The organism is Bradyrhizobium sp. USDA 4341, assembly GCF_054063755.1.
In genome coordinates this window covers 7,964,788-7,990,892 of the sequence record NZ_JBSSGO010000002.1, presented here as the reverse complement: position 1 = coordinate 7,990,892, position 26,105 = coordinate 7,964,788, and the positions used below count along the sequence as shown (strand labels likewise).

At 59.2% G+C, this 26,105-nt stretch carries 18 protein-coding genes, 2 pseudogenes and 1 riboswitch; of the genes and pseudogenes, 10 read left to right on the top strand and 10 right to left on the bottom strand.

The genetic code is table 11. The features are described 5' to 3' along the window. Window positions 1-49 precede the first annotated feature (49 nt). The 3 genes from ACVIGB_RS43525 to hemN all read left to right on the top strand — a co-directional run bounded on the left by ACVIGB_RS43525 (window position 50) and on the right by hemN (window position 3,459). The gene (locus tag ACVIGB_RS43525) at window positions 50-640 is read left to right on the top strand and encodes a helix-turn-helix domain-containing protein (protein ID WP_456724686.1); all 591 of its coding nucleotides are present in this window, start codon (window positions 50-52) and stop codon (window positions 638-640) included. Window positions 641-791: 151 nt separating this feature from the next. Beyond that, window positions 792-1,421: a hemerythrin domain-containing protein gene (locus ACVIGB_RS43520; RefSeq protein WP_456749318.1), complete on the top strand. Its 630-nt coding sequence runs from the start codon at window positions 792-794 to the stop codon at window positions 1,419-1,421. Between the two features lie 685 nt (window positions 1,422-2,106). Next, window positions 2,107-3,459, top strand: a complete 1,353-nt coding sequence (gene hemN, locus ACVIGB_RS43515) for an oxygen-independent coproporphyrinogen III oxidase (protein ID WP_456724689.1) — start codon at window positions 2,107-2,109, stop codon at window positions 3,457-3,459. Between the two features lie 719 nt (window positions 3,460-4,178). Here the strand turns inward: hemN and metE are convergent. Further along, window positions 4,179-6,524 (bottom strand): 5-methyltetrahydropteroyltriglutamate--homocysteine S-methyltransferase, encoded by a 2,346-nt coding sequence (gene metE, locus ACVIGB_RS43510; protein WP_456724690.1) that lies wholly within the window; start codon window positions 6,522-6,524, stop codon window positions 4,179-4,181. A 99-nt stretch (window positions 6,525-6,623) separates the two neighbouring features. Continuing rightward, window positions 6,624-6,825, bottom strand: a riboswitch (cobalamin riboswitch). A 1,422-nt stretch (window positions 6,826-8,247) separates the two neighbouring features. Between metE and ACVIGB_RS43505 the strand changes: the two genes are divergently transcribed. After that, window positions 8,248-8,853: a nodulate formation efficiency C protein gene (locus ACVIGB_RS43505; RefSeq protein ID WP_456724691.1), complete on the top strand. Its 606-nt coding sequence runs from the start codon at window positions 8,248-8,250 to the stop codon at window positions 8,851-8,853. A gap of 517 nt (window positions 8,854-9,370) precedes the next feature. Here ACVIGB_RS43505 and ACVIGB_RS43500 read toward each other — a convergent pair. Then, entirely contained in the window at window positions 9,371-9,586 is a 216-nt protein-coding gene (locus ACVIGB_RS43500; protein WP_456724692.1) for a hypothetical protein, read from the bottom strand. Between the two features lie 845 nt (window positions 9,587-10,431). Between ACVIGB_RS43500 and ACVIGB_RS43495 the strand changes: the two genes are divergently transcribed. After that, complete coding sequence (locus ACVIGB_RS43495) at window positions 10,432-11,157, top strand: thermonuclease family protein (protein ID WP_456724693.1); 726 nt, start codon at window positions 10,432-10,434, stop codon at window positions 11,155-11,157. 11 nt (window positions 11,158-11,168) lie between these two features. Then, entirely contained in the window at window positions 11,169-11,912 is a 744-nt protein-coding gene (locus tag ACVIGB_RS43490; RefSeq protein ID WP_456724694.1) for a carbonic anhydrase, read from the top strand. Window positions 11,913-13,738: 1,826 nt separating this feature from the next. On the opposite strand, the gene ACVIGB_RS43485 is transcribed toward ACVIGB_RS43490, so the two are convergent. Then, a complete protein-coding gene (locus ACVIGB_RS43485; RefSeq protein WP_456724695.1) occupies window positions 13,739-14,881 on the bottom strand; it encodes an 8-amino-7-oxononanoate synthase in 1,143 nt (380 codons plus the stop codon). Next, window positions 14,865-15,032 carry a hypothetical protein gene (locus tag ACVIGB_RS43480; protein WP_456724696.1) on the bottom strand — a complete coding sequence of 56 codons (168 nt, stop codon included), beginning with the start codon at window positions 15,030-15,032 and terminating at the stop codon, window positions 14,865-14,867. Before ACVIGB_RS43480 ends, ACVIGB_RS43485 begins: the two co-directional genes overlap by 17 nt. A gap of 574 nt (window positions 15,033-15,606) precedes the next feature. Between ACVIGB_RS43480 and ACVIGB_RS43475 the strand changes: the two genes are divergently transcribed. After that, window positions 15,607-15,966: a Dabb family protein gene (locus ACVIGB_RS43475; RefSeq protein ID WP_456724697.1), complete on the top strand. Its 360-nt coding sequence runs from the start codon at window positions 15,607-15,609 to the stop codon at window positions 15,964-15,966. 794 nt (window positions 15,967-16,760) lie between these two features. Here ACVIGB_RS43475 and ACVIGB_RS43470 read toward each other — a convergent pair. Next, window positions 16,761-17,030 carry a hypothetical protein gene (locus tag ACVIGB_RS43470; RefSeq protein WP_456724698.1) on the bottom strand — a complete coding sequence of 90 codons (270 nt, stop codon included), beginning with the start codon at window positions 17,028-17,030 and terminating at the stop codon, window positions 16,761-16,763. 578 nt (window positions 17,031-17,608) lie between these two features. Then, window positions 17,609-18,156, bottom strand: a pseudogene (locus tag ACVIGB_RS43465) (NYN domain-containing protein). A gap of 1,122 nt (window positions 18,157-19,278) precedes the next feature. On the opposite strand from ACVIGB_RS43465, the gene ACVIGB_RS43460 reads away from it, so the two are divergent. Both ACVIGB_RS43460 and ACVIGB_RS43455 read left to right on the top strand, forming a co-directional pair. Continuing rightward, entirely contained in the window at window positions 19,279-19,773 is a 495-nt protein-coding gene (locus ACVIGB_RS43460) for a hypothetical protein (RefSeq protein ID WP_456749317.1), read from the top strand. Window positions 19,774-19,804: 31 nt separating this feature from the next. After that, window positions 19,805-20,446, top strand: a complete 642-nt coding sequence (locus tag ACVIGB_RS43455) for an acyl-CoA dehydrogenase family protein (protein WP_456749316.1) — start codon at window positions 19,805-19,807, stop codon at window positions 20,444-20,446. Between the two features lie 199 nt (window positions 20,447-20,645). Here the strand turns inward: ACVIGB_RS43455 and ACVIGB_RS43450 are convergent, their stop codons facing one another. Both ACVIGB_RS43450 and ACVIGB_RS43445 read right to left on the bottom strand, forming a co-directional pair. Beyond that, window positions 20,646-20,996, bottom strand: coding sequence for a hypothetical protein (locus tag ACVIGB_RS43450; protein ID WP_456724700.1), 351 nt, complete (start codon window positions 20,994-20,996; stop codon window positions 20,646-20,648). Continuing rightward, window positions 20,962-21,741, bottom strand: a complete 780-nt coding sequence (locus ACVIGB_RS43445) for a Glu/Leu/Phe/Val family dehydrogenase (RefSeq protein ID WP_456724701.1) — start codon at window positions 21,739-21,741, stop codon at window positions 20,962-20,964. The genes ACVIGB_RS43450 and ACVIGB_RS43445 overlap by 35 nt, the downstream gene beginning before the upstream one ends. Window positions 21,742-22,543: 802 nt before the next feature. Here ACVIGB_RS43445 and ACVIGB_RS43440 point away from each other — a divergent pair. After that, a complete protein-coding gene (locus tag ACVIGB_RS43440; RefSeq protein WP_456724702.1) occupies window positions 22,544-24,202 on the top strand; it encodes an MFS transporter in 1,659 nt (552 codons plus the stop codon). 141 nt (window positions 24,203-24,343) lie between these two features. Here ACVIGB_RS43440 and ACVIGB_RS43435 read toward each other — a convergent pair. Together ACVIGB_RS43435 and ACVIGB_RS43430 are read right to left on the bottom strand one after the other, a co-directional pair. Further along, window positions 24,344-25,256: pseudogene (locus ACVIGB_RS43435) on the bottom strand (IS1380 family transposase). Between the two features lie 23 nt (window positions 25,257-25,279). Then, complete coding sequence (locus ACVIGB_RS43430) at window positions 25,280-25,540, bottom strand: transposase (protein WP_456724703.1); 261 nt, start codon at window positions 25,538-25,540, stop codon at window positions 25,280-25,282. Window positions 25,541-26,105: the final 565 nt, after the last annotated feature.

Below are 26,105 nucleotides of genomic sequence, written 5' to 3'. Positions count from 1 at the left end.
TCGGAACAGCGACTTGCGTGGGCAATCTGACGTTCGTGGACCGTTTGGTATGATTGCTACACCGATGCGGTTCACTCGCAATAGCGAGATCTACGGCGAGGACGAAGCAGCCGAATACCTTTATCAGGTAGTGTCGGGTGCTGTGCGAACCTACAAGGTTTCCGAAGACGGACGTCGTCAAATCGGCGCTTTTTATCTGCCCGGTGAGATCTTTGGCTTTGAGGCCGAAGAATGCCACATCTCTTCGGCCGAAGCGATCTGCGAGACGCACCTGCTGATGGCGAAGCGTACCGCTGTCATTTTTCGCGGCAGTCACGAGAGGGATCTCGCAAGGCAACTATGGGAGACGATGGCGCTTGAGCTGCGCCGTTTTCAGGAGCATTCGATGCTCCTGATCAGCAGCGCAGAAGAGCGGGTTACCACGTTCCTTCAAGATATATCTCGCCGCACGACGAAGAACGCTGCCATCGAGTTGCCCATGTCGCGGCAGGATGTTGCAGATTACCTTGGCTTGACGATTGAGACCGTGTCGCGCACCTTTACCCAGCTTGAGCAAAACGGTGCGATCGTGCTGCGGAGTTCACGCCGAGTCGAGCTCAAAGACAAACTGTCCATCCGCTCTGCGCAGAGCTTTGGCTAAGGCGATTTGCGCCAGCTTTCGGCAAGACGGCGCACTCCTTCTATACGCCGAGCAGTGCCGGCAAATACAGCGCAGAAAGAGCTCGAAGTGCGGCTCGGGCGACCTGGCACAAATCGCCGCTAGCTTACATTTTCCTCCATGGAGCACCGCAATGGTCATCGATCGCCTGCTTCGAGAGCATCGCAATATTGATCTGCTTCTGATCGCCCTTCAACGCGAATTGGAGATTTTTGAGCAAGGACATCGTCCGGACTATGAGGTGATCCGCGCGATTATCAGCTATTTCGAGGTTTACCCGGAGGTGTATCATCATCCGCAGGAAGACTTGATCTTTTCCAGGCTCAAGACGCGCGCCCCGGATGCGGCTGCAATGGTGGGTGATCTTGCCCATGAGCATCAGGAAGTCATCGACCGCTTGCACCACCTCGCTCGGGCCATTGATGGCGTCCTGGCCGACCGCGAAGTCCTTCGGCAAGACGTCGGCAACATCGTGCGCGACTTTATAGTACGCGAGCGGCACCACATGATGTGGGAAGAACGAGACTTCTTCCCCGCCGCCGTTGCGGCTTTATCGGCTCAGGATTGGAGCGAAGTCGCCTCCGCACTCACCGATCACGGTGATCCGCTATTTAGCGAGACAGCTGAAGCAGCTTCCGACGCGCTAAGAGCGCATATTCTACAATTGGAAAAAGAAGCTGAGGCCGAACGGAGCGCACTTGCGTTTTCGAGCGCGTTGGCGGGCAACCCGCGACATAATGCGGAGAGGGATGGACCACATTGATCGCTGCCGCTTTTCGGCAGGAAAGTGGACATCATTTCATGGGACTCGAAATGAAGACCGTCTCGCCGGCTCTCAGGTTACGAAGACGATCTGCCTCTGAGCCCGACGATCGTTTGTTTCAACTGGCGGCGCAAGCGGCATGGCCGAACCTTAAAACGGTCGGATTCAAACGCAATCGGCCGTGACCGCAACAGGCTCGACCATACCGCATTGGCATCGCGCGAAACGGGGCATTTCTCATCTCTGCTAGCCAATGGAGACGCGCGATAGTGGCCAGGCGGGTGCGGCGAAACAATCTCCCTCCGCAAGCCTTGCCTGGCACGGGCTGAATTCGTGGGCTCGGGGCCGGTTCGGATCGCGGCACGCCATCGCGAGATACCGCAGATCCCGGAACGTTCGGTCTGAACAGCAGAGCTGGCGGATGTCAATTTCGATAAAGATCCGTTTGCTGCTTCGTTTCGTCTCGTTCTCGCTCGATTTGACCATGATGAGCCATGGGAGGTGCATTGCCAAGGACGTTCATTCCTGCCGTGCGACCGCTTCATCACAATTCAAAGCATGATGTATGCGCTGCGGGCATGACCTACCGGCCGGCCCATCAGTAACTGCGATATTTGAGGCAGCGCAAAGCTTACCATGCATCTGTCCGATAATCGGGCGCCCAGAGAGCGAGAGAGGCATCCCCATGCGACCGGACCTAGCACAATCCTACGGGCAGCACCGACTACCGCGCTACACCAGCTATCCGAGCGCCCCTCATTTCTCAGCGTCAGTTCGGGAGGTCGACTATCAAGCTTGGCTCAAATCTCTCGACGGCCGACGGTCCGCCTCGATCTACGTGCACGTGCCATTTTGCCGAAGCATGTGTTGGTACTGCGGCTGCCATACATCTGTCACGAAACGCGACGATCCGATCGCGATCTATGCGGCTGGACTACGCACTGAAGCCTACCTCGTTGCAGAGGTCATTGGCCAACGACAGCCAATCTCTCATATCCACTTCGGCGGTGGCACGCCAACGATCATGACACCTGAAACATTCGCCGATTTGGTCGGTTCGTTGCGTTATTCGTTTGCCGTCCTGCCTGATGCCGAGATCGCCGTGGAGATCGACCCGCGCATGTTGAGCAATCCGATGGCGGAAGCCCTGGGCTATAGCGGGGTCAACCGGGCAAGCCTTGGCGTGCAGAGCTTCGACCCGGTCGTCCAGCAGGCCATCAACCGCCCGCAGAGCTTCGAACAGACCGCAATTTCGGTCGAGCGGTTACGCCACGCCGGCATTTGCCGGATCAATTTCGACCTGCTGTATGGGCTGCCCCGACAGACGGTCGATTCGTGCCTGGATACCGTCGGCAAATGCCTCGAGTTGCATCCGGACCGGTTTTCCGCCTTTGGTTACGCGCACGTTCCGACCTTCAAGAAGCATCAACGCAAGATCGACGAATCCACTCTGCCCGACAGCGTCGAGCGCTACCTCCAATCCGAAATGGTAGCTCACACTTTGGTTGACGCTGGATACGTACGCGTAGGCCACGATCACTTCGCCCTGCCGCATGATAATCTCGCTGTGGCGGCGAAGCAAAGCAGGTTGCGCCGCAATTTCCAGGGATATACTGACGATTGCGCAGGCACCCTTATTGGCCTCGGTGCCACCGCCATCGGCCGCCTGCAACAGGGGTTCGTCGCGAATGCTGTCTCGACAAGGGATTACCTCGCTCGCATCACCGAGGATCGGCTCGCGACGGCGAAGGGCTATTTACTGACCGATGATGATCGCTACCGGGCGGAGATCATCGAACGAATTATGTGCGACATGACAATCGATCTCTCCGAGACGTCTCGCCGTCACGGCAGGGATCCGGATTCGGCCGTTGTCGATCATTCCCGGCTTGACAGCCTTATCGCAGATGGCGCCGTCGTGGTTGACAACGGCCGGCTTTCCGTAGCCGACGGCGCCCGGTTCCTGGTCCGGTGCGTCGCCTCAGCGTTCGACGCTCACCTTGCTCGGTGCGGGGCTACGCACAGCCCGGCGGTCTGATCGTGTGAACGGCGGGCTTACCACTCCAGCGATCCCGCACTTCGGTCACCAGTGAACTGGCTTATGCGGGTTCGGACCGCCCCCGTGATCGTGGAACGTCCGATTTGTCCGCCACTTTCACGGTCGCGCGTCGATCCGCTCATGCATTCCAAACAGAGTTCCAAACCTTCGTCATTGAGTGGAGCCGGTCAGCGACTGCCTGCGCAGTGATCAACAAGAAGCCACTCACGCATTGGCTGCTTGAGTAATTTTTGCGGTCGCGTTTGCTCGTATGGTCGCGCCGATCGAGCGGCAGGAAACCGCGTTAATTGCACTTCGCCTCGGTCGGTACCAAGACGGCCGGGCGTCGCCACCCGCAGTCTTTGCTCGGCTCGGCAAACCCTTGTGAAGGTGCTCATCGCAGGCACACCTTGGTTTAGTCTTCCGATACTCGACTACATCGGTAGCATACCACAGCATGATTGAGCTATGCTGAGCCGTGCTTTAACTCGGGTTCAGATTTACGGCGAATGTCCTCGCCGGCAATCGGACCATCGGCTGTCCTCCCTCCGCCGATGGAAGTTGGCGATGTTCAGCGTCGCTCCTCTCAGACTTAACTTTCGCCCGGCCTGCTAAGCGCGGCCGGGCTTTTTTCCGTCGTGCAAGCTCGGTCGAGATGATCCAGAGCGCAACGCTTTATGAGCGGATCAGCGCCCTGGAGGAGAGCGCCAAGCGCAGGATCAACGACTTGGCCGATCAGATGCCGCGCGCAGTTGCCGGGCGGCGGCGACCATGTTGATCAGCGCCGGGCGAACCTCCTCCCATTTGCGCGTCTTCAGACCACAGTCCGGATTGACCCAGAGCTGCGAATCCTGCAACCGCTGCCGAGCCAAGGCCATCAGCTCCTTCATTTCGCCTACCTCGGGAATGCGCGGAGAATGGATGTCGTACACGCCCGGCCCGATCTGATTGGGATATTTGTAGTTCCTGAACGCATCGAGCAGTTCCATCTTCGAACGCGACGTCTCGATCGAGATGACATCCGCATCCATTGCAGCAATGGCGTCGATGATGTCATTGAACTCAGAATAGCACATATGAGTATGAATCTGGGTTTGATCTGCAACGCCTGATGAGCAAATGCGGAAGCTGTCGACAGCCCATTGAAGGTAGGCCGCCCACTCCGATCGGCGCAACGGCAATCCTTCGCGCAGGGCAGCTTCGTCGATCTGGATCATGCTCGCACCGGCTATCTCGAGATCGCGGACTTCGTCGCGTATCGCCAGTGCGATCTGCCGGCAGACCTCGCCTCTTGGAATATCATCGCGAACAAACGACCAGTTCAAGATCGTTACTGGCCCGGTCAACATCGCCTTCACCGGCTTGCTGGTCAGTGATTGCGCGTAGAGCCACCAATCCACAGTGATCGGTTTTGGCCGCAAAACATCTCCGAATAGGATCGGTGGCCTGACACAACGCGAGCCATAGGATTGCACCCAACCATTTCTGGTGAATGCGAAGCCGGCGAGTTTCTCGCCGAAGTACTGCACCATGTCATTGCGCTCAAACTCGCCGTGCACGAGCACGTCCAGACCAATGTCCTCCTGCCAACGCAGAGCGCGCGCAGTCTCCTCCTTGAGGAATTTGTCGTACTGCTCGTCGCTCATGGCGCCTCGCGAATGTGCCGCGCGGGCATTCCGGACCTCTGGGGTTTGCGGGAAGGATCCGATCGTCGTGGTGGGAAAGGCCGGTAGTCTAAAGCGCTTGCGTTGGATCTCGGCTCGACGGACAAATGGGCTGGCGCGCCGGCACATGGCCTCGTCGATCGCTCGCATCCGCACCGCAAGATTGGCATCACGGATCTTTGGTGAAGTCCGGCGGCCGGTCACCGCCGACTGCGATTCAGCAAGACTTTGAGCAACATTCTGATCACCCGCGAGTGCCCGCGCCAGGATCGCAAGCTCACGCATCTTCTGTACCGAAAAGGCAAGCCAACTCTTGAGATCGGATGCAAGTCCGGTCTCGAGTTCAACATCGACGGGCACATGCAGCAGCGAGCAGGACGGAGCGATCTGAACACGATCCCTGCCTAGCTTCGCAATGGCGGGATCCAGTTGCTGGCGGAGCGCCGACAGGTTCGACCGCCAAACATTTCGTCCGTCGACGACGCCGAGGGACATGACGAGATCACTTCGCCGGGCAGCAATGATCCGGTCCAACAGGTTCGGTGCGCGAACCAAATCCACGTGCAGTCCGGCAACGGGCATGTTCAAAGCTGTGTCCAGATTGTCGCCGAGATCGCCGAAATAGCTCGCGACCATGATCTTGACGTTTGGTACTTCCCTGGCGAGCCGATCATAGACGTGCAGCAAAGATCTTCGCGTCCCCTCCTCCAGATCCAGGACCAGGCAGGGCTCGTCGCATTGAACCCAGTTTGCTCCCCTTTTGCCTAGTTCTTGCAGAACCTCGATGTAGACCGGTATTAGCTCATCCAGGAGTGACAGCGGCTGGAACGCAGGATCCGCACTCTTGCCAAGCTTCAAGAATGTGACCGGCCCGATCAGGACAGGGCGCGTCTGGAACCCCAGGGCCTTGGCTTCCTCATACTCCTCGATAGGCTTGCGAGAAGATAGGCGGAACGTCTGTCCCCGATGAAATTCAGGAACCATGTAGTGGTAGTTGGTGTCGAACCACTTGGTCATCTCCTGTGCGGGCGCGCCAAATCCGCCCGATCCGTGGCTGCAACTGGTATTCTGGCGATCGCATTGTGAACCGCGTGCCATGTCGAAGTACGTCTTGAGCGAAACCGACTCGATTTCCGACGCGTAGACTTCCGGGATGGCACCAACCATGACAGAGGTGTCGAGCACTTGGTCGTACAACGAAAAATCGTTGGACGGAATGACGGTGACACCGAGGGATTTTTGGCGGGCCCAGTTCGCAGCACGCAGGCCAGCTGCGTCCTCGAGCAATTGCTGTTCGCTGATTGCGCCGGCCCAGTAACTTTCAAGCGCGCGTTTGAGCTCGCGTCTTGGACCGATCCGAGGCGTTCCAAGCGTGGCAACCGGAAGGGAGAGAAGAGACATAGCGCTAACCCCGTAGTTGGGGGCAAAGGCCTTGGCGGACGCAAGCAGGATCGCCCGAGCGGCGGCGGCTTGGCGCACCACCGGGACACCCCGCCCGTGGACGTATATGTGGTCGAGGCAGGTCTCCTGGCTTGCGGGTCATCGCTGCTGTCCGGCCTTCCCGAAGCCGCACGGGCTTCAGTGACTTTGTTGGACAGCGGCTCGTCGCTTACAGTTGCGGGGGCAGCGCCGGCATGTTCACCGGCTTCCCTCTTAGCTCCGAATCCAGCGGGACCGGAGAACCTCTACGATTTGGAATATCGGCAAGAGGCCTCTTCCGTCAACCTCTCAGATGACTCTCTCACGTCAATGCTGCCATCATCAGTGATTCAAATGACCATTTAACGTCGAAAGTTGACCACGGTTGGAAGCCTCTCCAATAGAAGCACTCTCCAATAGAAGCACTCTCCAATGTATGTGGCGAAAGAATTGTCGAAGGCGCAAGTCACGGCGCTTCGAGTGGCATTTCGGTCTCTCGGCAGTCAAGAACCGCGCCAGGGACAAAACACCTGCGAAAACTCCATCGGGCATACCGGGCGCGCATATTTATCTGCGAACCAACCAATCCTGGTAGGCGATTTGCGGTCTCTGATGCCGATAATACTCGGGCATGCATATCGATTCACCTCTACGAACACCGGGATGCCCGCAATGACAATGGCTGTTCGGAGCACCGTCGGCGTCCTTGCTGTCACCGCCTTTGCGGTCGGCCCGTTCGGGTGGCCTGGTAAGAGCGTTCATGAATCAATCCGTCAGACAGATGCTCTCGAGAATGTTGAGTAACTCGAGAGGAAGCTAGCGTGACTTGATCGTTTCTCGCTTGCCGGCTGTCGCGACTGGAAACGGCTCATCCAACCATGAATGCGGAGCCGAGGCAGCTGGATTGAGCAGACTGCAACATCGTGCGCGTAGGTAGAAACCTGCGCACCATATCATCCGCCTGCCTGAGAACGCGCTTCCGACGATTCCACACGCCCGGCGGTGACGAGCGATTTCTGCTTATCATCAATTACGGCCGATAGCGATCGCAGGCGTTCGGGTGACAACACCGGACCAGACGGTTCAACAGCTCTCCAAAGCGCTTCCCGATTTCTCATCCGTAAATCGGCAGCGGCCTTCGCTTGGGCCTCGAAGATCGGCACGACAAAAGCTGAACAAGCCCGAGCCGATCGGCTGAATGGAAACATAGAAACGAGCGTCGGTCGGAAAGCCGACAAACACTGCACGAATCTGGCGCGATTTGCCGGCCATTTCCTGGCACGAAGGATGCAAGCTCAAGGGTGCCCAGACTTCTCCCCCTGGGCAGGTCCAGCACGGCAAATTGGGGTTGTAGCTGGCCCACTGAAGTTAGCGGCGCGTGGCTCGAGGGGACAGACAGCGCCTGCTCGCGCGGGACATCGGCAGGTGCCCGCGTCACGTTGCCGCTAACTTCTTCCAATCGAGGATAGCATCGAGGGCTGCCGCTTTGACGTGAGGATGAAAAACCGATGGTCCGGCCGTTATGAAGAGAATGTCTGCAAGAGGCGTGCTTTGTCTCTGTCAATCGCTAGTTTTCCTTGCTGGGCTGGTTGCGACGGGCAACACTGCGCGAGCCGGCGAAAGCGCGCTCGTCGAACGAGTCAAGTCAACCTGGCGAGCGCGAGACGGTGAGACAATCGAGCAGATTGTCTCCAAAGTTTCGAAAGTGGCGCAATTCGTCCCTCGAAACTGGGGAATCGCCGAAGGCATCGACCACACTGAGTATGTTTACCTTTGCTGGACCAGGCATCAGGATAACGGATCAGACGAACATTACGTTATTACATGGAAGGTCGGGACCGACGGAAAGATTGAAGTTGCGTCTCCCTATGCAAAGCCTATCGAATTCGGCTGGCGCGCCCTGGCGCTTTCACTCATCGCCAGTGAAGTCACCGACGGCGAAAAAGACGCAAACCTTCGTTTTCTGCATGATCCGGTCAATTTCAACTTTGTCACGACCGCGCAAGGCAAGCTCGGCGATCTGCTCCGACGCGGCCGCTGTCACATCGTCGAACCTGTAGTCGTGGATTACGTTGAGGCGGCGAATGACAAGCCGACCGAGAAAGCGGACCGGTGGCGCGTTCTGCTGTTGGTGAACTGCAACATACCAGGCCCCCGCCACTTCACCCAAAATGGGGTCATCACCTTCGACAAGCGCGAGGGACACGATTGGGAGCCGCAATCTTTCCTTGCCAAGAGGATTGCGACTCTTCCTCCGGGGTCCTGGTTCCATCACATAGATCAAAATGAACGGTCACCTAGATCAAAATGAACGGGACGCTTGGAAGGGGTGCGAAGGGCCTCGACAACTGATCAGGATGGTAGCGCTACTCTTGAGCGCTGAGGCCTCGGCCGCACAGCAAGATCCATCCGCCGGAAAATTTACGCGTCCCAGTTATGCCAATAGGAGGCGGGCTCTCTCCGGCCCGCAAGCCGCAATGGGGACAGCCAGGCATCAGGATGCCTCTTGCCCCAACAGTAGTCGCGGCGGAACTGGTGCAAAAAGATACATCCGCGCTCTCGCCAGCGCGCCGCGTGTTATCCTTCACGGATCAGGCGAGGAGATGCTGAGGCCAGGCCCGATCCGGCGAGCGCGCAGCGCATCGCGCGACCAACAAGAACCCGGGGGACCGAGTGCAGCGACGAGACCGGTTTAAGAGGACCCCCGGGGAACGGGGCAGTGATAGCGACGCCGGCATCCTCGATGGCGGCGGGACCCCTTCCCGAGTGCCCCCGGCGAGGAGTTCCGCAGCCTTGCTGCGAGGATCGAAGATCGAATTGAGCCTAATCTAAACTTCCTCGCGGGCATTCGTCTGCGTGTCATAGATCTTGATTTGAAGCGTGGGAAAACGCTTCTTTAGTTCTGCTCCACCAGCCCGGGCGCCGTCCCTGGTTGCGAATTCGGCTTTGAGTCGGCCGTCCACTTCAAGCGCGTAAGAAGAGACCAGCAATTCAGGAGTGGCTATCACCATTTCAGTCCCATTGTCAGCGAGGCGGTTGAACATGATGACTAGCGTGAGTCGCCTAAGCCCTGCCAGAGCTAACTGCCGCAATGCCCTGAGTGCCGACACTTGCTGTGGATTGATTCATCGCTCTGAAATGGCATGAAGATCGCCACTCGCAACAATGCGGGGACGCCTCAGCACCGCAAGCCCGCAAAGCCGGCTGTCATTCCGCACGGTCGCGATTCTGCCGAGCTTTGTGCTTTCTTCATTCATCGAAGGCCAGCTAGGCGTTGTGGAAGTCATTTCGCGCGCAGCGTTTCGGGGCGGATAAGGTCGCGGATACGGGCCACCGTGTGAGTGAAGCATGGTGGCCTTGTACCGTAGGACCAAGCGGGGAGGCCGATCTCTTTTGAGCAGTCACTCTTATCGTGCCTTGTCCAGACTTCCGCTTTTCTCACCATGATGAACCGCGCACAGTCCTGTCGAACGATAGCAATCAAAAGAGGCTTAGCAACGCCGCCTCTTCCGCTCGGCGGCGAAGGCGACCACCCGCCCCGCTTCTTCCGAGCCTTTAGAGGTATGGCGTGCCAAGCGCCGTATTCCTGGTCGCGAGTCGAGGGCTGAAATATGCGGGATCTCTTCCTCAGGTCCAGAGCGGGAGACACGTCCGGGAGAAGGGAAGTGAGCTGGAGATGCCAGAAGCACATCGAAAAATGCTCCCAAAGAAATCTCTTGAATCTCACCCAACGTCAGGTCGTAGGCTGAAATATATGCAAGCTTCCACAAAAGCATCGTCCAACGATGCAGACCAGATGACGTATCTGTGCAGTCAAGCAGTCGGCTGTGACGACACCGGATCGCTGCGATTTTGTGAGTCGATGAACCAAGAGCGAAAGGATATTAGGATGAAGTACCGCGTAATGATGGCAGCATTGCTCGCTATCATCGCGTCTCCTGTTTGCGCGGCGAAACTGAGCGGTGCTCCCCAAATCCTCGATGCCAATACAATAGAGATCGAGCAAACGCGAATTCGGCTCTCGGGTATCGAGGCCCCCGAGACTGATCAGATTTGCCTGGATGCTCATGGCCGGAAATGGGCCTGCGGGGTAGCGGCTCGCGACGCCCTTATCGACTACTCGAAAGGACGAATATGGGATTGTCAGACCGCAGGAGTAGACAAGTACGGCAGGTCTCTCGGCAGTTGCTTCATCGATGGCCAGGACGTGAACGCCTGGATGATAAGCTCCGGTTGGGCACTGTCATCCAAGCCATCCGCCCATGTTTACGTCATCAATGAGGTGGCGGCGAGCAATGCCTTTGCCGGCCTGTGGTCGGGGGCATTCATCGCCCCCTGGGACTGGCGCCGCCGCAACAAGAGCACGATCATTGTCGGCGTGAGCTCGGTGCCGAACGAGGCCCAGGAACTCCTGCTCGGATCCGCTCTGCTATCTGACCCACCCTCGCCCGACTGCCTGATAAAGGGCACCGTCGACCGTAACGGCGAGCGCACGTATCACTCTCCTGGGCAACTCAGCTACGGACAAATCGACATGACGAAGAAACCGGCTGAACGCTGGTTCTGCAGCGAAAACGAGGCCGAAGCCATCGGGTGGCATAGATCCGCGCGATAGAGGTCCTCCCCATGCATGCAAACCACTCACAGGGCACTCCCTATCCGACCGAGGTCGCGCCTTCGCGCCGCTCGCTGTTGCTGTTCGCTATTTCGGCATTTGTCGTGCCGTTTGCCGGCAACATTGTCGACGCGAAGCAAGCAACAACGCCGCCGAAGCCGGATAACCAACTCTCGCCCGATGCTGCGCTGAAGCGGCTGATGGAGGGTAACGATCGTTATGTGCAGAGCGTGTCGCGAATGCGCGATCTGGAACGGGAGCGCCGACTTTTAGTCGATGGCCAGAATCCATATGCGGCGGTTCTGAGCTGCGCCGATTCGCGAGTAGCGCCCGAGCTTGCCTTCGACAGCGGACTTGGTGATTTATTCGTATGCCGCCTCGCCGGTAACTTCGTCAACGATGACACGCTAGCTAGCCTGGAGTATGCGGTTGCCGTACTGAACACGCCGTTGATCCTGGTACTCGGTCACGATCGCTGCGGCGCGATAGACGCCACGATCAACTCGCTTGACGAAGGCAAGCCGGCGCCGGGACATATTCGCTCCATCGTCAGCGCGCTCGCGCCTGCCGTAAGAGGGTCGCGCCACAAACCAGGTGACAGCTCTGCCGATGTGATCCGGCAGAATGTGATCGATAACGTCAATAAGCTCAAATCCGCCAGCCCGATCCTGAACCCGGCTGTTGAGCAGAAAACACTAAAGATCGTCGGCGGTCTATATCGTCTCGAAACGGGCAGGGTCGACGTATTGGGCTGACGCTGGTCCCTTCGCGCGATCGCCCAGCCGGTCTGCCCTGCCCCCTCAATCGACTGACACAACATTCGCAAGCCCATCGGGCTGCATCAAGTACACCGGACGTGATCCGCTTCACGATTGTCATAGCTTCGGGATAATGTTTTGCGTGGTCTCCTGATATTGGTCACATTCTTCGTACGTATGTTGGCAACGCGCGGGCCAGCACCAGGAATCTCGATATCGCGGCCGATGTTGATCATTATCGCTGTCTGGAACAGCGTTGCGACGGCCACTCAGATTCAACCGCTGCCATCGCCGCCCGTGGAGAGGCTATCCTTCGCGTAAATGCTTGTGGCCTTATGGTGCGTTCGAAGACGATGCCGACGGCGATTTCACGGAACTGGTCCACGCCGACGCTTCGGCAGCTCTCTGAAGCCGCGATCCGCCAGGGGCCGATGCTGTCCACCCGCTGGCGGCACGCGACAGTCCATTGCTGAGCTATGAACAGTCGATATAGTTGGAACCGAATGACCGCAAGACTGTAGCGGCCGGCTCCGCTGGTTCTATCCCGGCGTCTCTCACCCAACCCGCCTGAGCCTAACGAACCCTCGCTCCATTAATTCTGCATTGTAAGCTGGGCCAGTGAGGGCAATGGTTGTTATGTTGTTTGGACTAGGCATGAAGCCCGTTTCCTGCAGCTTCTCGATTAGGGCTGGGGGAGCCCACTGCTCCGGAAGCGCGAAACCTCTACGCGACGTCTCGAAGATAAATGCTCCGAAATCTGGTAACCTCGCCGGCCCGGCTCCAATATTTTGGTCCTCCGAAGGGTTATGAATGAAACGCACGCCGCTCTCCTAGGTCATACTCGGCTGGTCGGCGTCAGGCAGGAGACCCAAGTGGTTCAGTCTCTCGACCATTGCCCCGGGGGGATTGGGTGCCGTGGGAAAACTTGTGGGGAACGGCGAATGAGACATCGTATGCCGTCTCCTCCGGCACGGCGGACGACGATCGCTCGGGTTCATTGACGATCCGACTCAACAGATCATGATCCTCTTGTGTCCAGGCCTACTCTCCTGGAGACCCCGGGGATCCGCCGCCGTTGATCTCATTGAAATCAATACAGGTCTCCTTGTTGCAATCTCTTGCAGATCCGCCCCGCCGGTACTGCCACCGGTTCGGTCTAGGCGGCTCGACATCGAGAGCGACGGTCTATGCTAAGAGGCTTGGCTTTCGAGAAGCTGACGAGTTTCGGGGAGATTGAACGCACCGGCACACGCGGCGGTCGTGGATCACAGGAAAGGTGACGTCTCGCGTCCAGGCTCGAGCTTAGGTCGATAAGTCCAAGCGAACGACCTACAATCATCGACCTCAGGCCGACCTCGAGAAAGGGTCGGGGCGCCATCCTAAACCTTCCTGCAATCCCTCCCGTGGACGGGAGTTCCACTGCGACATGGGTCGATCCGGTGATCCGTCGGCATGCTGTTGGACGCTCAGTTCAGAAAGCTATACGAGGCTGATCGTCCGGCCTTGGCGATCAAGCAGGGCTGAAGATTACATACAGGAGAATTGCCACGACGATGGCTGTCCAGCCCACCGATGATAGGAAAAGTGCCACTCGCGCCGGCATGTGTCGGTTTCTCATGTATCAGTCAACGAAGAGGCCGCCAGTGTTGGAAACGCAGCTTCGTCGAATTTGTGTTGAGCTCACGTGCACGCACAAAGCGGCGCTAATGTGTAAGGACATCGTGATCACTGATCGGAGAGGAGACGATTTGCACGCGCCAGCGCACCCCTCGGAATATCGTTTTCCGACCCGGATATCGGCCTCACGTCATGATTTTGCGACCTCACCGTACCTCACCCCAAGTCTCTTCGACCAACGCATCAATCATATCGGATACATCATCTTGCCCGACATTAAGCGTCAGCGAGATCCGCAACCTTGCCGTTCCCACAGGCACTGTTGGTGGCCGTATGCCGCGGATATCAAAGCCGCGCGCCTGCAGTGCAGCGGCGAGCCGCATCGCGCGGGCGTTGTCACCCACGATGTAAGGAACGATCTGTGAGTTCGAACGGATCGGGCGGCCGCACATGGCGAACTGCCGATGCGCAAAATCGACAAGATCGGTCAGGCGTTGCTGCCGATCAGGCTCCTCCTGTAGGATCAAGAGCGCTTCCCGAGCAGCGACAGCCATCAGGGGCGATGGCGCGGTCGCGAAAATGAATGGACGGCACCGATTGACCATGAAGTCGCGCAATACGCCGGAAGCGGTAACAAGCGCGCCCTCCGTCCCCAACGCCTTCCCGCAGGTGTGGACCACCAGGATATTTTCGCGACCCTCATAGGGCGCGGTAAGCCCCCGTCCCTGGTCGCCGTAAACACCTGTGGCATGAGCCTCGTCCACGACCAAGAACGCGTCGTAGCGCTCGGCGATTGCGACCAGATCCTTGAGGGGCGCGAAGTCGCCGTCCATACTGTAGAGGCTCTCCACCACGATCCAGACGCGTCCCCTTCCGCCCTTGGCGCGCCAGTCGCCAATCGTATCGTCGACCGACTGCAGGTCATTATGAGCGCTTATCCGGAACTCGGCTCGGCCCGCTCGTACGCCTTCATGAATACTGGCGTGCACGAGCGAATCGAGAATAAGCAGATCGCCCCGCTGCGGCAGTGTTGTCAAAAGAGCGAAGTTTGCGATGTAACCGCCGCCGAAGAACAGCGCTGTCTCCGCGTGGAAGAACCGCGCCGCCTCCGCTTCAAGAGCTTCGTGCTCCTCACAATTGCCGCGCAGGAGCCGTGACCCACCAGCACCGATCGGCGTGCCGGCATCGAGCGCCGTGAGCAGAGCCTTCTTCATACGTGGCGCGCTCGCCAGCGCCAGATAATCGTTCGAAGCAAAATCAGTTCCTGCGCGCGGCTTCAGGCCGCGCAGCCGATCGTCTTCTTTCAAGGCTTCCAGGGCCGCGACATAGCCATTAAGCGGCGTGTTCATTGATCAATTTCCTGCCGCCCCGCAGCAGGGCGCGATCAATCGGTTCTTCGTGGCACAGATCTCGGCTTTTGTCATCGACACGCAAGTGGATTCGCAAGCAGATCGAGGCGCGCAGGCCGAAGAAGCACTGCGGCTCCAGCCCGTCTGTCACGGACTGCCGTCCAGAGAAAACAAGCCTCATGCTTGGCTCAATCACGATTCTGACCGTCGCGACCAAGTGCACCAGGATCGCTCAGCGGCGCCCCAATCGCACGCCCTTGACTTTGTTCCACAACGTGAATGAGCAAGCAGGACAAGCATGGCGACCCGATTCTCAACATGCCCGCTCTTGCCGGTGATGCCGACGCTGCTCACTTGGATGCCAAAGTCACGCGGGGACATCTGCGCCCTCGGTTTGTCCGCACCTAAAGGTCCTCCCCGAAGGGCCGCTGAGAGAGTGCATACGGACATTCTGCCCTCGCGTAGCTATTTGGCAGATTGGGCCTCCTCATGCGCGCGCAAAGTCTGTACAGAACGGACAAACTCGCGCGCGCTCAGCGAGCGTGATCTAATTGCATCATAAGCGCACGCTCCGCCCCCCCCAACGATCGCGACATCACTCCCAATTTCGGCGCATCAAGTGACGACTTCCTTTGCGCGCCTCGCGGCACCCGCGCCGGCGTTGCGGCGCGGCCAATCTCACGATAGTTATTTGACCGATTTGCAACACAAGCTTCGGGTCATCCATGATTCGTCACATCGTCTTGTTCTCAGCCATAGATGCGACTCACATCGATGAGATCATCGAAGGCCTGGCGGTTCTTACCACAATCCCACATGCGCGCCGGCTCGAGATCGCGCGCAATCGCAAGACCGACCGCTTCGATAACGATATCGATGTCGTGGTCTATGCCGAGTTTGACAACGAGACGGAGCTCGCAGCTTACAAGGCGCATGGCCTGTACCAGGAGGCAATCAGGCTGGTACGGCCACTTCGGGAGCTGCGCTTTGCGGCCGACTACGATGTATCCACAGATTTGCGCTTTGCCGCGATTGGAGGAATGATTCAGCTTAGCCGGCGTGCCGCGCCCACGTGCGGGCGTTAACCCGACAGTCGATACCAACAGCCTGCGGAATCCAAGGGAGCGGCTCTCTCATTGGAACGGAGATCATCATCGGAGCGCACACGAGACCAATAATCGTTCGGTGACTAGTCGTTCAATGCACGTCCGAGAATTGGAACGGGTCGAGCCTGTCGCTGCATTGTCAGTCTGGCGGATCGACCGCATCTTACGTTTCTCGATAGACCAGAGCAGCAAGAGAATATCGCCTGGCTGAACGTACGTTTCATACCGTGGTCTGCCTTGCGTGCGATCGAACGGGCTGTCGTCGCCATCATGATGCTTACCCCTATTGTCTCACCGGCTCAAACGCCTGACCTCTGGCGGAGCTTGCTTTCGCCACCGCCCTCCCAGTTGGAGATGAACCCGAGCATACGCGTTTGAACTGGATCGAGTCACGCCAGATCAGCGGATCGATGCGATCTGGCAGCGGACGGCTGTCTCAAGTTCGATAAACTTGCTTGATGATTTCGTTTCGCGCCAATGTTCTGCACCGCACTTAACCGGAACTCGCCGCGCTCTATGGCTTGCACAGCGTCGATGGACGACTCCTCCACATAGGGGAGCCCGACGATTTCGCCGCCACCAGCGTCTGCCGACAGTGGTGATATCCCGTGTGATTATCCGCGAGCGTCTTCTTGATCTCGTATCGCGAAACAGTGGACGGACTTCTGAAGGACGAAGGCTGCCCATCGCGGTTCAAGCCGCCATCAGTCGCGACCTTCGTGGCTCCACTGGCGTCGTAGCCCGCCAAATATCTGCGATCCTCGGCATTCGGGTTAGATAAAGAACACGCGCGCGCCAACCGGCCACGCCCGTTGTTCTCCGATCGGACTTGCTCCAATTTCCCAACCCGCACCTCCCCAAAGGACATCAACCACTCCGAGGACGCCCATAGCATCACGGACAAAGAATATGTTGGGAGCAGAGTTGGTCTGCAATGCGCCGCTTTCACCGTTGGCCTGCCGTCTTAAGATGCGCCAGATATCTGCCAACACCATGGCGTAGATCGAAATTTCTTCTTGCGGCTTTACGTCGTGAACCACCACTCCCTGGGGATGAGCTCCATCAAAAACAGGCACTCAAAGGCCGATTTCAAGCGACACGTGGGGACAACTTGCATTTAAACATCGCGCTTAGCGAAGATAATGATGCGATCAAATACGGCTCGTTGGCGAAAATCAACCAGGAACAGGAACATGGTCAGTCATTTCTACCGACTGCTTTACCGATTCCGCATGCGCGCATATACCGAAGCACTGTTTCGGCGTAGCAGGCACGAGAAGCAGGAAAAACTCTGGCTGCAGTGCAGCCTGATGCGCCTTGGGAGCGAACTACGGCAATCCGAGCACTGGTCCAGTGCAGCGGGTCGGCCATTCCAGGACGCGGCCGAAGCTATCGGTAGCTCCATCTGAGGACGCGGCAACTCGCCCTGCCGAGAACAGCGCGTTACGGCAGCAACAAGCGGCGCTGATGGCCGTGCATCAACGTGCACAACAGCATGAACAGGCGCGACCAGCACCGACAGGAGGAAGTCATCGTGAGATGGTCGTGCTGTTGGATCGAGCGGGCGCGCCGCGGGTATCACGGCCACTTGTCATCAACCTGCACCGCATCACCGCATGCGCTATTCCGCGCTGACCGGTTCTCGCTTGCCAACACCGGTCGCGGGCCCGAGCCGTTCGGTCGGATCGCGCCCCAGCTTCGGCTTCAGCTGCGCTAGTTCAATAAAGTCGTCCGCTTGCCGCCGCAGCTCGTCTGCGATCATCGCCGGCTGGATCGCAATGGTGGAGATGACGATGACACTGACGCCGCGGCGCTGCACCGCTTCAACCAACGAGCGGAAGTCGCCGTCACCAGAGAATAGGACCATCTGATCGATATGCTCCGCGAGTTCCATGGCATCGACTACAAGCTCGATGTTCATGTTGCCCTTCACCTTACGCCGGCCGCTCGACAGTGTAGCCGTTATAGTCCAGCCAATCGATGAGCGGCCGGATCGATGAATACTCCTGATCCTCAGCAATCGTCGTGTAATAGAACGCCCGCAGCAGCGGGCCCCGCCTCCGATACCCCTCGAGCAGGCGCTTGTAGTCGATCTCGAAGCCAAGCGCCTTGGAGGTAGCGTGGAGGTTTGGACCGTCGATAGAGGGCAAGCTTTTCGACTCGGGACATTCCTGCTCCAACCTCCAAAATGGATGCGCGGGGCAGCGCAGGGCATCGACTGTCCGTCTGCAAGGAAAGCTGGAGGGTTGGCAGCCAAGGGCTGCCTTCCAATAACCCGGAACGAGCTTTATGTCGAACTCATGCACCGCGGCGCTCCTGTTTCATCCACTTCATGTCATCGGTTCAAGGATCAAGCGGAGGCGCCCCAGCTCTGGCCGGCCAAAACCGCAGCAAAGCAGATGGTCTCATGACAATGTCATGTCTGGCGGCTCCCCCCGCTTGGAATTCTGACCCAGCAATTATGTTCACTCTCAGCACTTTTCGCTAGGTCACGTGCGGTTATCTCAGATCGCGGTGGCGATTTCCGTTCCGCTTATCCTTACGCTCAACGGCCTTCGTACAAGCCGCAGCGTGGATTGCAATTCTGCACCTGCGCCCAGCGTTTCGACCGATCCGCTAGACAAGCTGGATCTCGCACGTGAGCCCGGTGCAGGCAAGCAACAGAGGCCGGCTGGTCCGCGGCTGAGGTCTATTTCAGTTCGTTCGCCTCGCGCCGTGTCCGCTTGATGACACAGTGACTGGAACCAGACACAGAGCGCGCACGCATTCTACTGACGCAGTTCGTGCCATGCGATCTCGCCCCGTGCAAACACAGCCGGCGGACCATGTTTGATGGCACGTCGATTGCTGGGGAAGTGGTAAGGGATCCGCGGGTTCGAGCGCGCCAAGTCAGGAATTGACGACATGGGCTGGAGTGGCCCGCCGCCAAGTGTGAAAAATCGCCAGTCGAGAAGACATGACAAGATATGCGCTGACGTCAACGCTCGCAGTCATAGTGTAGCTGAGTTGGATGGATCTCGCCGCCGCATATGGTTTGATTTGCCGCTTCGGCTTCAATGACAATGCCGAGGCCACATCTTGGCCGGCTTTCCCGGCCCTCAAGACCGCCTTAGACCCAATCCGTTCGGGATGTAGCTTGGAGAGGAGACTGCCTGCAATTCGATCACGATCGATATCAACGCAATCGACGATCTTCTCCGGCTGGAATCAATCCGGCCCCCGCCATGCGTGCGCAATCCGCATCAATCACGCTGGTGCGCCCCTGATCGTCTCAAGACACCGAGGACAAAAATGAACACGCCGCCAGAGATGATCGCGCCAGAAACCGATGTTTCGGCAGCGACGAGGGATAATCTGTCGCCGCTGCTGGCCGATATCCGCGCGCGTCGGAACGAGTTCGCCCGCGCGCAGAAGCTTCCAGACGACATCATCGACGCTTTCAAGCGCGCTGGCGTCTACAGGGCTATGGCCGCCAAGCGCTTCGGCGGTGAGGAGCGAACGCCGGCCGATTTTTGTCGCCTGATCGAGCGCATTTCCGAAGCGGACGGATCGGCAGGTTGGGTCGCCAGCTTCGGTGAAGGAGCTTGCTATCTCTCCGCTCTTCCAGGCGACACGCTTTGCGAAGTATACGCAAATGGACCTGACGTGGTGTACGCAGGTGCGGTTTTCCCGCTCCAGACCGCCAAGCGAAGCGCCGACGGGTTTGTCGTGAACGGCGTGTGGCCATTCGCCAGCGGCTCACCGCGGAGCGGAGCTGATAGGCGTTGGGATCACTGTGGAGGATGATCCAACAGGTGGTCTTGCACGTGTAGCCGTGATGCCGGCCGAGAAGGTGAAAATCCGTCCCAATTGGGACGTCATCGGCCTGCAAGGCACCGGCAGCCATGACGTCGTTGTCGACGATGTCATTGTGCCGGAGAAGTGGACCCTCATCCGCGGCGGTCCGCCGACACTCGACGGGCCGATCTACCGTTATCCGCCGGTGGCTTTCGCTGCGCAGGCGCATGCGATTGTCGGCATCGGTATTGCGCGCTCCGCGCTAGACGAGGTAGTCGCCATGGCCCGAAGCCGCGCCTCGATTACTGGAGCGCCCGTGATGGCGGAGCGCGGCTACATCCAACTGGAGGTGGCCAGAGCCGAAGCCATGCTGCGCTCCGCCCGCTCTTTCTTCTATGATGCAACCGAGGAGCTATGGAAGGAAGCGTTGAAGGGAGCGGTCCGAGCGAACACGACGACGCTGATGCGGCTCGCCGCGACCAACGCCGCCCGACAGAGCGCTGAGGTCTGCAAGATCGCGAGCGGTCTCGCCGGAACCGGATCGCTCTATACGACGAGCAACCTGGCGCGCGCAATGTGCGACAGTTTCGTGGTTGCCCAGCACGCCGCTTTAAACGAAGGCACGCTTCAGAGCGCCGGCCGCCTCTTGCTCGGAAGTCCAGCACCGCCGGGCTTTCCATGAAGTCGTATTCACGGGAATCCGCACGGCCCGCATCAACGGATCGTCGGACCCGCGTCATGATGCGGGAACGCACAGCATCGATCCCGCGCGATCGTGCCAAATCTAGCCGCCTCTGCACTTGGCCAGTGCTATACAGATCAAAGTGGATCAGAACGCCCATGCGAGCGAGTAGATACCAAATCGAAGACACGTCAACAGGCTACGGGAACAGTCCGCGTGTCTCCTTTGCACCGCGTACCCGCTCCACACCAATGGCCATAGCAGTAGTGCGATTGGAAACCCCGTCCCGCTTGCTTCGCGACAACACCCGATCAAACGCCCGGTCCAATATCTGATACTCCCGACGCATGACCTCTTCCTCCTCCCAGAACAATTGCTGAAGGTCCTGCACCCATTCGAAATAACTAACCACCACACCTCCTGCGTTGCACAGAATGTCCGGGATCACAAACAACTCTCTCTGGCGTTTTTCGAGAACTCGATCGGCTTCTGGCGTGGTCGGACCATTGGCTCCTTCAGCTAGTATTCGGCAACGCAGGTTGCCTGCCAATGTCGTTGATCATCCGTTCAACCGCGGCCGGAACAAGTATGTCGCAATGCAATGCGAGCATCTCCATCGAATCGAAAGCGAGCTCACTGGAATAACCGATCAAGCTGCCGTGCCAGGCGGATGCCTGACCAGCTCGGGAATATCGAGACCCCAGGGCCGGTAGAGCGCGCCGGGTGTGATCACTTACCGCGATCACTTTAACTCCCATATTATGCAGCTCGAGTGCAGCGATCGAGCCGACGTTTCCGAATCCCTGTACAATCGCAGTTGCGCCATCGAGACGGATGTTGCGCTCATCTGCAGCACGACGGGCCAGATGAGCAACACCTCTGCCTGTGGCTTCCCGATGCCCCAGGGTTCCGCCGGCGCTGATAGGCTTTCCCGTCACGATTTCCGTAACCGTTCGTCCCTGATACATGGAGTACGTATCCATGAACCAGGCCATGATCTGCTCGTTGGTTCCCATATCGGGCGCCATCACGTCTGTGTGGGGCCCGACGAACGGGATCATCTCCTGCATATATCGACGAGAAAGCACCTCGAGTTCGCGCCTAGACAAGCTCGCCGGATCGACGTCGATTCCTCCCTTCGCGCCGCCATACGGCAGTCCGACCAATGCGCACTTCCAGCTCATCGAGACGGCCAGCGCCGCGACTTCGCCGAGATCAACGCTTGCTGCGAACCGTGTGCCCCCCTTCGTGGGGCCAAGCGTCAGGTGATGCTGCACGCGATAGCCTTCGAACACGGCGGTGTGCCGTCATCGCGATGAATCGGACAAGACACCGTGACCGCGCGCTTCGGCATCAGAATCCTGGCTCTCGCGTCTTGCGGTATGGATAGATAGTCTGCGATGACCTCGAATTGCCTTACGGCCATGTCAAAGACTGGCCCATGGTATGCCGTCACGTTCGCTTCCCTGGTTCGCGGTTAGATGCTGGATCAGGTGGTGGATTCGGTATTGTCGCTTTGTAATATTTCATCCGGTCTGCGACAGACCCACTCCTGTGAAATAACAATTGTTGGCCCGGGCCCGGATGGCCCGTCTGTTGCCCCACATTGCTTCTCGATGGAAATCCTTGGCCGCAGCATCCGCCGCGCGGGACGGGGGCAGACCGGGCGCCCTACAACGACGGGCAACAATTTGCCGACCGAAAGAAAGTCTGCCAAACGCCGCATCGCTATGTGCACTATCGATAGTCCGTGATATGGACTTTCGGCTCCCCAGCAGTGAAGGAGCGCTTCACCGTATCTCGCGACGAATGATTCCGCACTCGTGGACTTCGCCCATTTGTCCGTTACGTACAAAGTTTGCGCGCAAGCCATGTATCGTCTGTCAATGTGGCCATGCAAGCGACGCACTGGAGCGAATAGGCACGAAGCGGACCTCACTCATCCGATCGACAGCGCCCCGTAAGCCAGCAAAGCGTTCTTACTGAAATTGAGAGATCGGAAAGCGAGCCGAACACCGCCATGCGAGCGATATCGCGCCAGGAACATCCTTGTGATCCGCATCAGAATCAAATCATGGTAGGTCATCACGATCTGACATGACCGACCCAACCACAGTCCAGTCGCGTAGCGCCGACGGCATCACGGCGCCTCTGCGGCACACGACGTTTCGCCGTATCTGGCTTGCGAGCCTCCTGTCCAATATCGGCAGCTTGATTCAAGGTGTCGGTGCAGCCTGGGCGATGACGCAGATGACGTCCTCGGCTGACAAAGTCGCGTTGGTGCAGACCGCGCTATTGCTGCCAGTGATGCTGATTTCGATGCCAGCCGGCGCGATCGCCGATATGTACGATCGCCGCATCGTGGCGCTGGTTTCGCTTGGCATCGCGCTCGCCGGCGCAACCGGCCTGACGGTGGCCGCCTGGCTTGGCTGGGCCACACCGAACGTCTTGCTCGTACTCTGCTTCGTGGTCGGCAGCGGCATGGCACTTATGGGACCGGCGTGGCAATCGTCCGTAAGCGAACAAGTGCCGTTGGAAGCGCAGCTGCCTGCGGCCGTTGCGCTGAATGGCATCAGCTACAATATCGCACGGAGCGTCGGCCCGGCGATCGGCGGCGTGGTGGTAGCTAGCGCCGGTGCAGTGGCCGCATTCGCGCTCAACACGTTGCTCTATCTGCCGCTGATAGCCGCGTTGTTCCTTTGGAAGCGCGTCAGCGCCCCCTCACGCCTGCCGCCTGAAAAATTGAGCCGCGCAATGGTGTCTGGCGTGCGCTACATCAGCAATTCGCCATCGATCAAAGTCGTATTGCTTCGCACCCTTGTAACCGGCGTCGGAGGCGGCGCGATTACTGCGCTGATGCCTCTGGTGGTGCGGGATGTGTTGCATGGCGACGCCCAGACCTACGGCATCATGCTCGGCGCCTTCGGCCTGGGTGCCGTGGTCGGCGCGCTGAACATCGCCGAGATCCGCAAACGAATGAGCGGCGAGGCTGCGATTCGTGCCTGCGCGTTGTCCATGGGCGCGGCGATGGCCGCGGTCGCGCTCAGCCGCCAACCGGTGTTGACCGCGGCGGCACTGGTCCTGGCTGGAGCCGTGTGGATGATGACATGGGCGGTGTTCAACATCGGGGTGCAGCTGTCGGCGCCGCGCTGGGTGACCGGACGCTCGCTTGCAGCCTATCAAGCGGCGAGCTCAGGTGGGATCGCCGTCGGCAGCTGGGGTTGGGGCCATCTGACCGACGCGGCCGGCGTTGAAACCGCGCTGCTGGTGTCGGCCGCCCTGATGCTCGCCTCACCACTCATCGGCCGGTGGCTACCCATGCCCCGTGTGGGCGCGCGCGGCGAAGAGCCCGAGCTGCTCGCCGATCCCGAAATACGGCTCGCCTTGACCGGACGCAGCGGGCCGCTCGTCGTCGAGATCGAATACCGAATTGCACAAGAGAATGCCCGCGCGTTTCACAACGTCATGCAAGATGTGCAATTGTCCCGCCAGCGCAACGGCGCCTATGGCTGGTCGATTGCGCGCGACATCGCCGATCCCGAGCTCTGGACCGAGCGTTATCACTTTCCGACGTGGTTCGATTATTTGCGCTGGCGCAACCGCCCGACCCAGTCGGAACGTGCCCTGGAACGGCGGGCCATTCACTTCCACATCGGTCCCGCGCCGGTACGTGTTCGGCGCATGCTGGAGAGGCCATTCGGCTCGGTACGCTGGAAGGACGACACGCCCGGGCACGCTAGCCCGTCTTGTTCATGATTGCCGGGCGGGGCAGCTGGAAGAGTTGCGGTCGGGGTGAAGGCGCGCGGGAACGCTTCGGCTTTTTCGCCGCTTTTCGACCCGACTTCGTGAACGCGTTGGAGGACGGCAGCGGGGTGACCGGGGCTGATGCCCCGCGCGTCAGGGTGCTTGCGGGACCAGAGCGTTTGCCAAGCCGCGGAACAGGTCGGCGTCGGGGCACGCCGCAGCGAAGGTGAGACGGACGCGGGTGGCGGTCTCGATGACGCGGGCTGCGATCTTGAGAAGCCTGAGCCTGATCGTGTTGAACTCGGCCGTTGCCAGATCGCGCGGCTTTGGGATGGCATCGCGCACGGCGAGAATGAGCCAATAGGCGGCGGTGTGGAAGACGAGGCGGACCTGGTTGGCGAGCGTCGAGCGTTAACTGGTGCGATCGGAGGCGAGCTGGGTCTTGTGCAGCTTGATCAGGTTCTCGGCCTGTCCGCGAGCGCAATAGGGGCTGTCATAGATCCACTCAGCCGAGCCGATATCCAGGCTGGTGACGACGTAGCGGACGTCGAGCCCTTGTTGGGTTGCCTCGACGCGGGCGGACGCGGCGCTCACGATGCCAGGAGCCGGCCGCGTGGCGGGTCTCGGTGTAGCCGCGGACCACGATCTTGTTCTCGATCGCACGTTCGGTTTGAACTGCATCACAGACCTCGTCGAGCTTTCTAGCGGCTTCGTGCCGGCTAGCGCGAAGATGTAATCGACGCCGTCTTGCTCGCAGAAAGTCATCGCCTCGAGGCCGGCGTAATGGCTGTCGCCGCGGAAGGTGATACGCGTATCGGGCCGGCGCCGGCGAATGCGCCGAACCAGGCGGCGCAGGTGTGCCCGCACCTCGCGGCCGCTCGGCGTCTTGCCGGGGCGCAGGATGACCGCAACAGGCCGGCTGTGCTCGGTGTCGTAGACGTGGATCGGCAGGAAGCACGTCATAATGGGCGTTGAACAGCGAGAATTGCTGACGGCCATGCACCACGTCGACCGTGTCGTCGATGTCGAGCGTGATTGCGCTTGGCGCTCGCGCGTAGCTGTCCATCCATAGGTCAACCAGCACAGAGCTCAGCCGGTCACCTCGCGCAGGTGTGGTGCATTCTCCAGGCGCGATAGGATCGGCTGCGAACACAGATCCCGGCCAGTGTCCGGCAGTCGGCCGCTAGCCAGCTTGAACGCCGGATCGCCGCGTAACCGATCGAGATCATTGCCATCCTCGTAGCCACACGCGATGGCGAAGATGCGGGCGCGGATCATATCCGCAAGGCTGTGCACGATGCGTCCCGGATCGCGTCGCTCGGGGAAACCGCAGGACAACTTCGCGGCCAAGCCGAGGCCGCCGGTCCGCCATGGCCAGAAGCATGACGCCGCCATCCGACGTCAGCTTGCCGCCGTCGAGCGAGGCTGTGATCTTCTTGCGGGAAACGGCTGGAAATGACAACGGCAGACTCGTATCGCCGGTCATGGCGAGTGTGGCGGCCCGGATGCGCGGACGGTGGGTGTCAGCAACCAACTCCTACGCCACCTCAGCGGCTTACGCCACGCTCGCCAGCCTCTCAACAATCCGCTGATGAATAAGACGGGCTAGGGAGCCAGTGCCACGTCGTTGCTTCTGCGGGGTGGTCAAGTGCAACGATCCGATTTGGGCATCCTAACTGCTTCACGCGCATGTGCCGCTGGCTCACATCACCCTCAAGGACTCCGACTAGAAATTGGTGGCCCCGCACCCGCCCCATGGAGACGAAGGCGGGGTCTGCCCATTCCGCTGAGAGCGGGAAGCCACGCGATGCCAGAGACTCACGGGAGTTCCGTTATTTGGGCTAGTGCGTTTTACGACGTCGCGTTTAGAGTGCTTCGACAAACACTGTACGCAAGGAACGAATATTTTCAATTC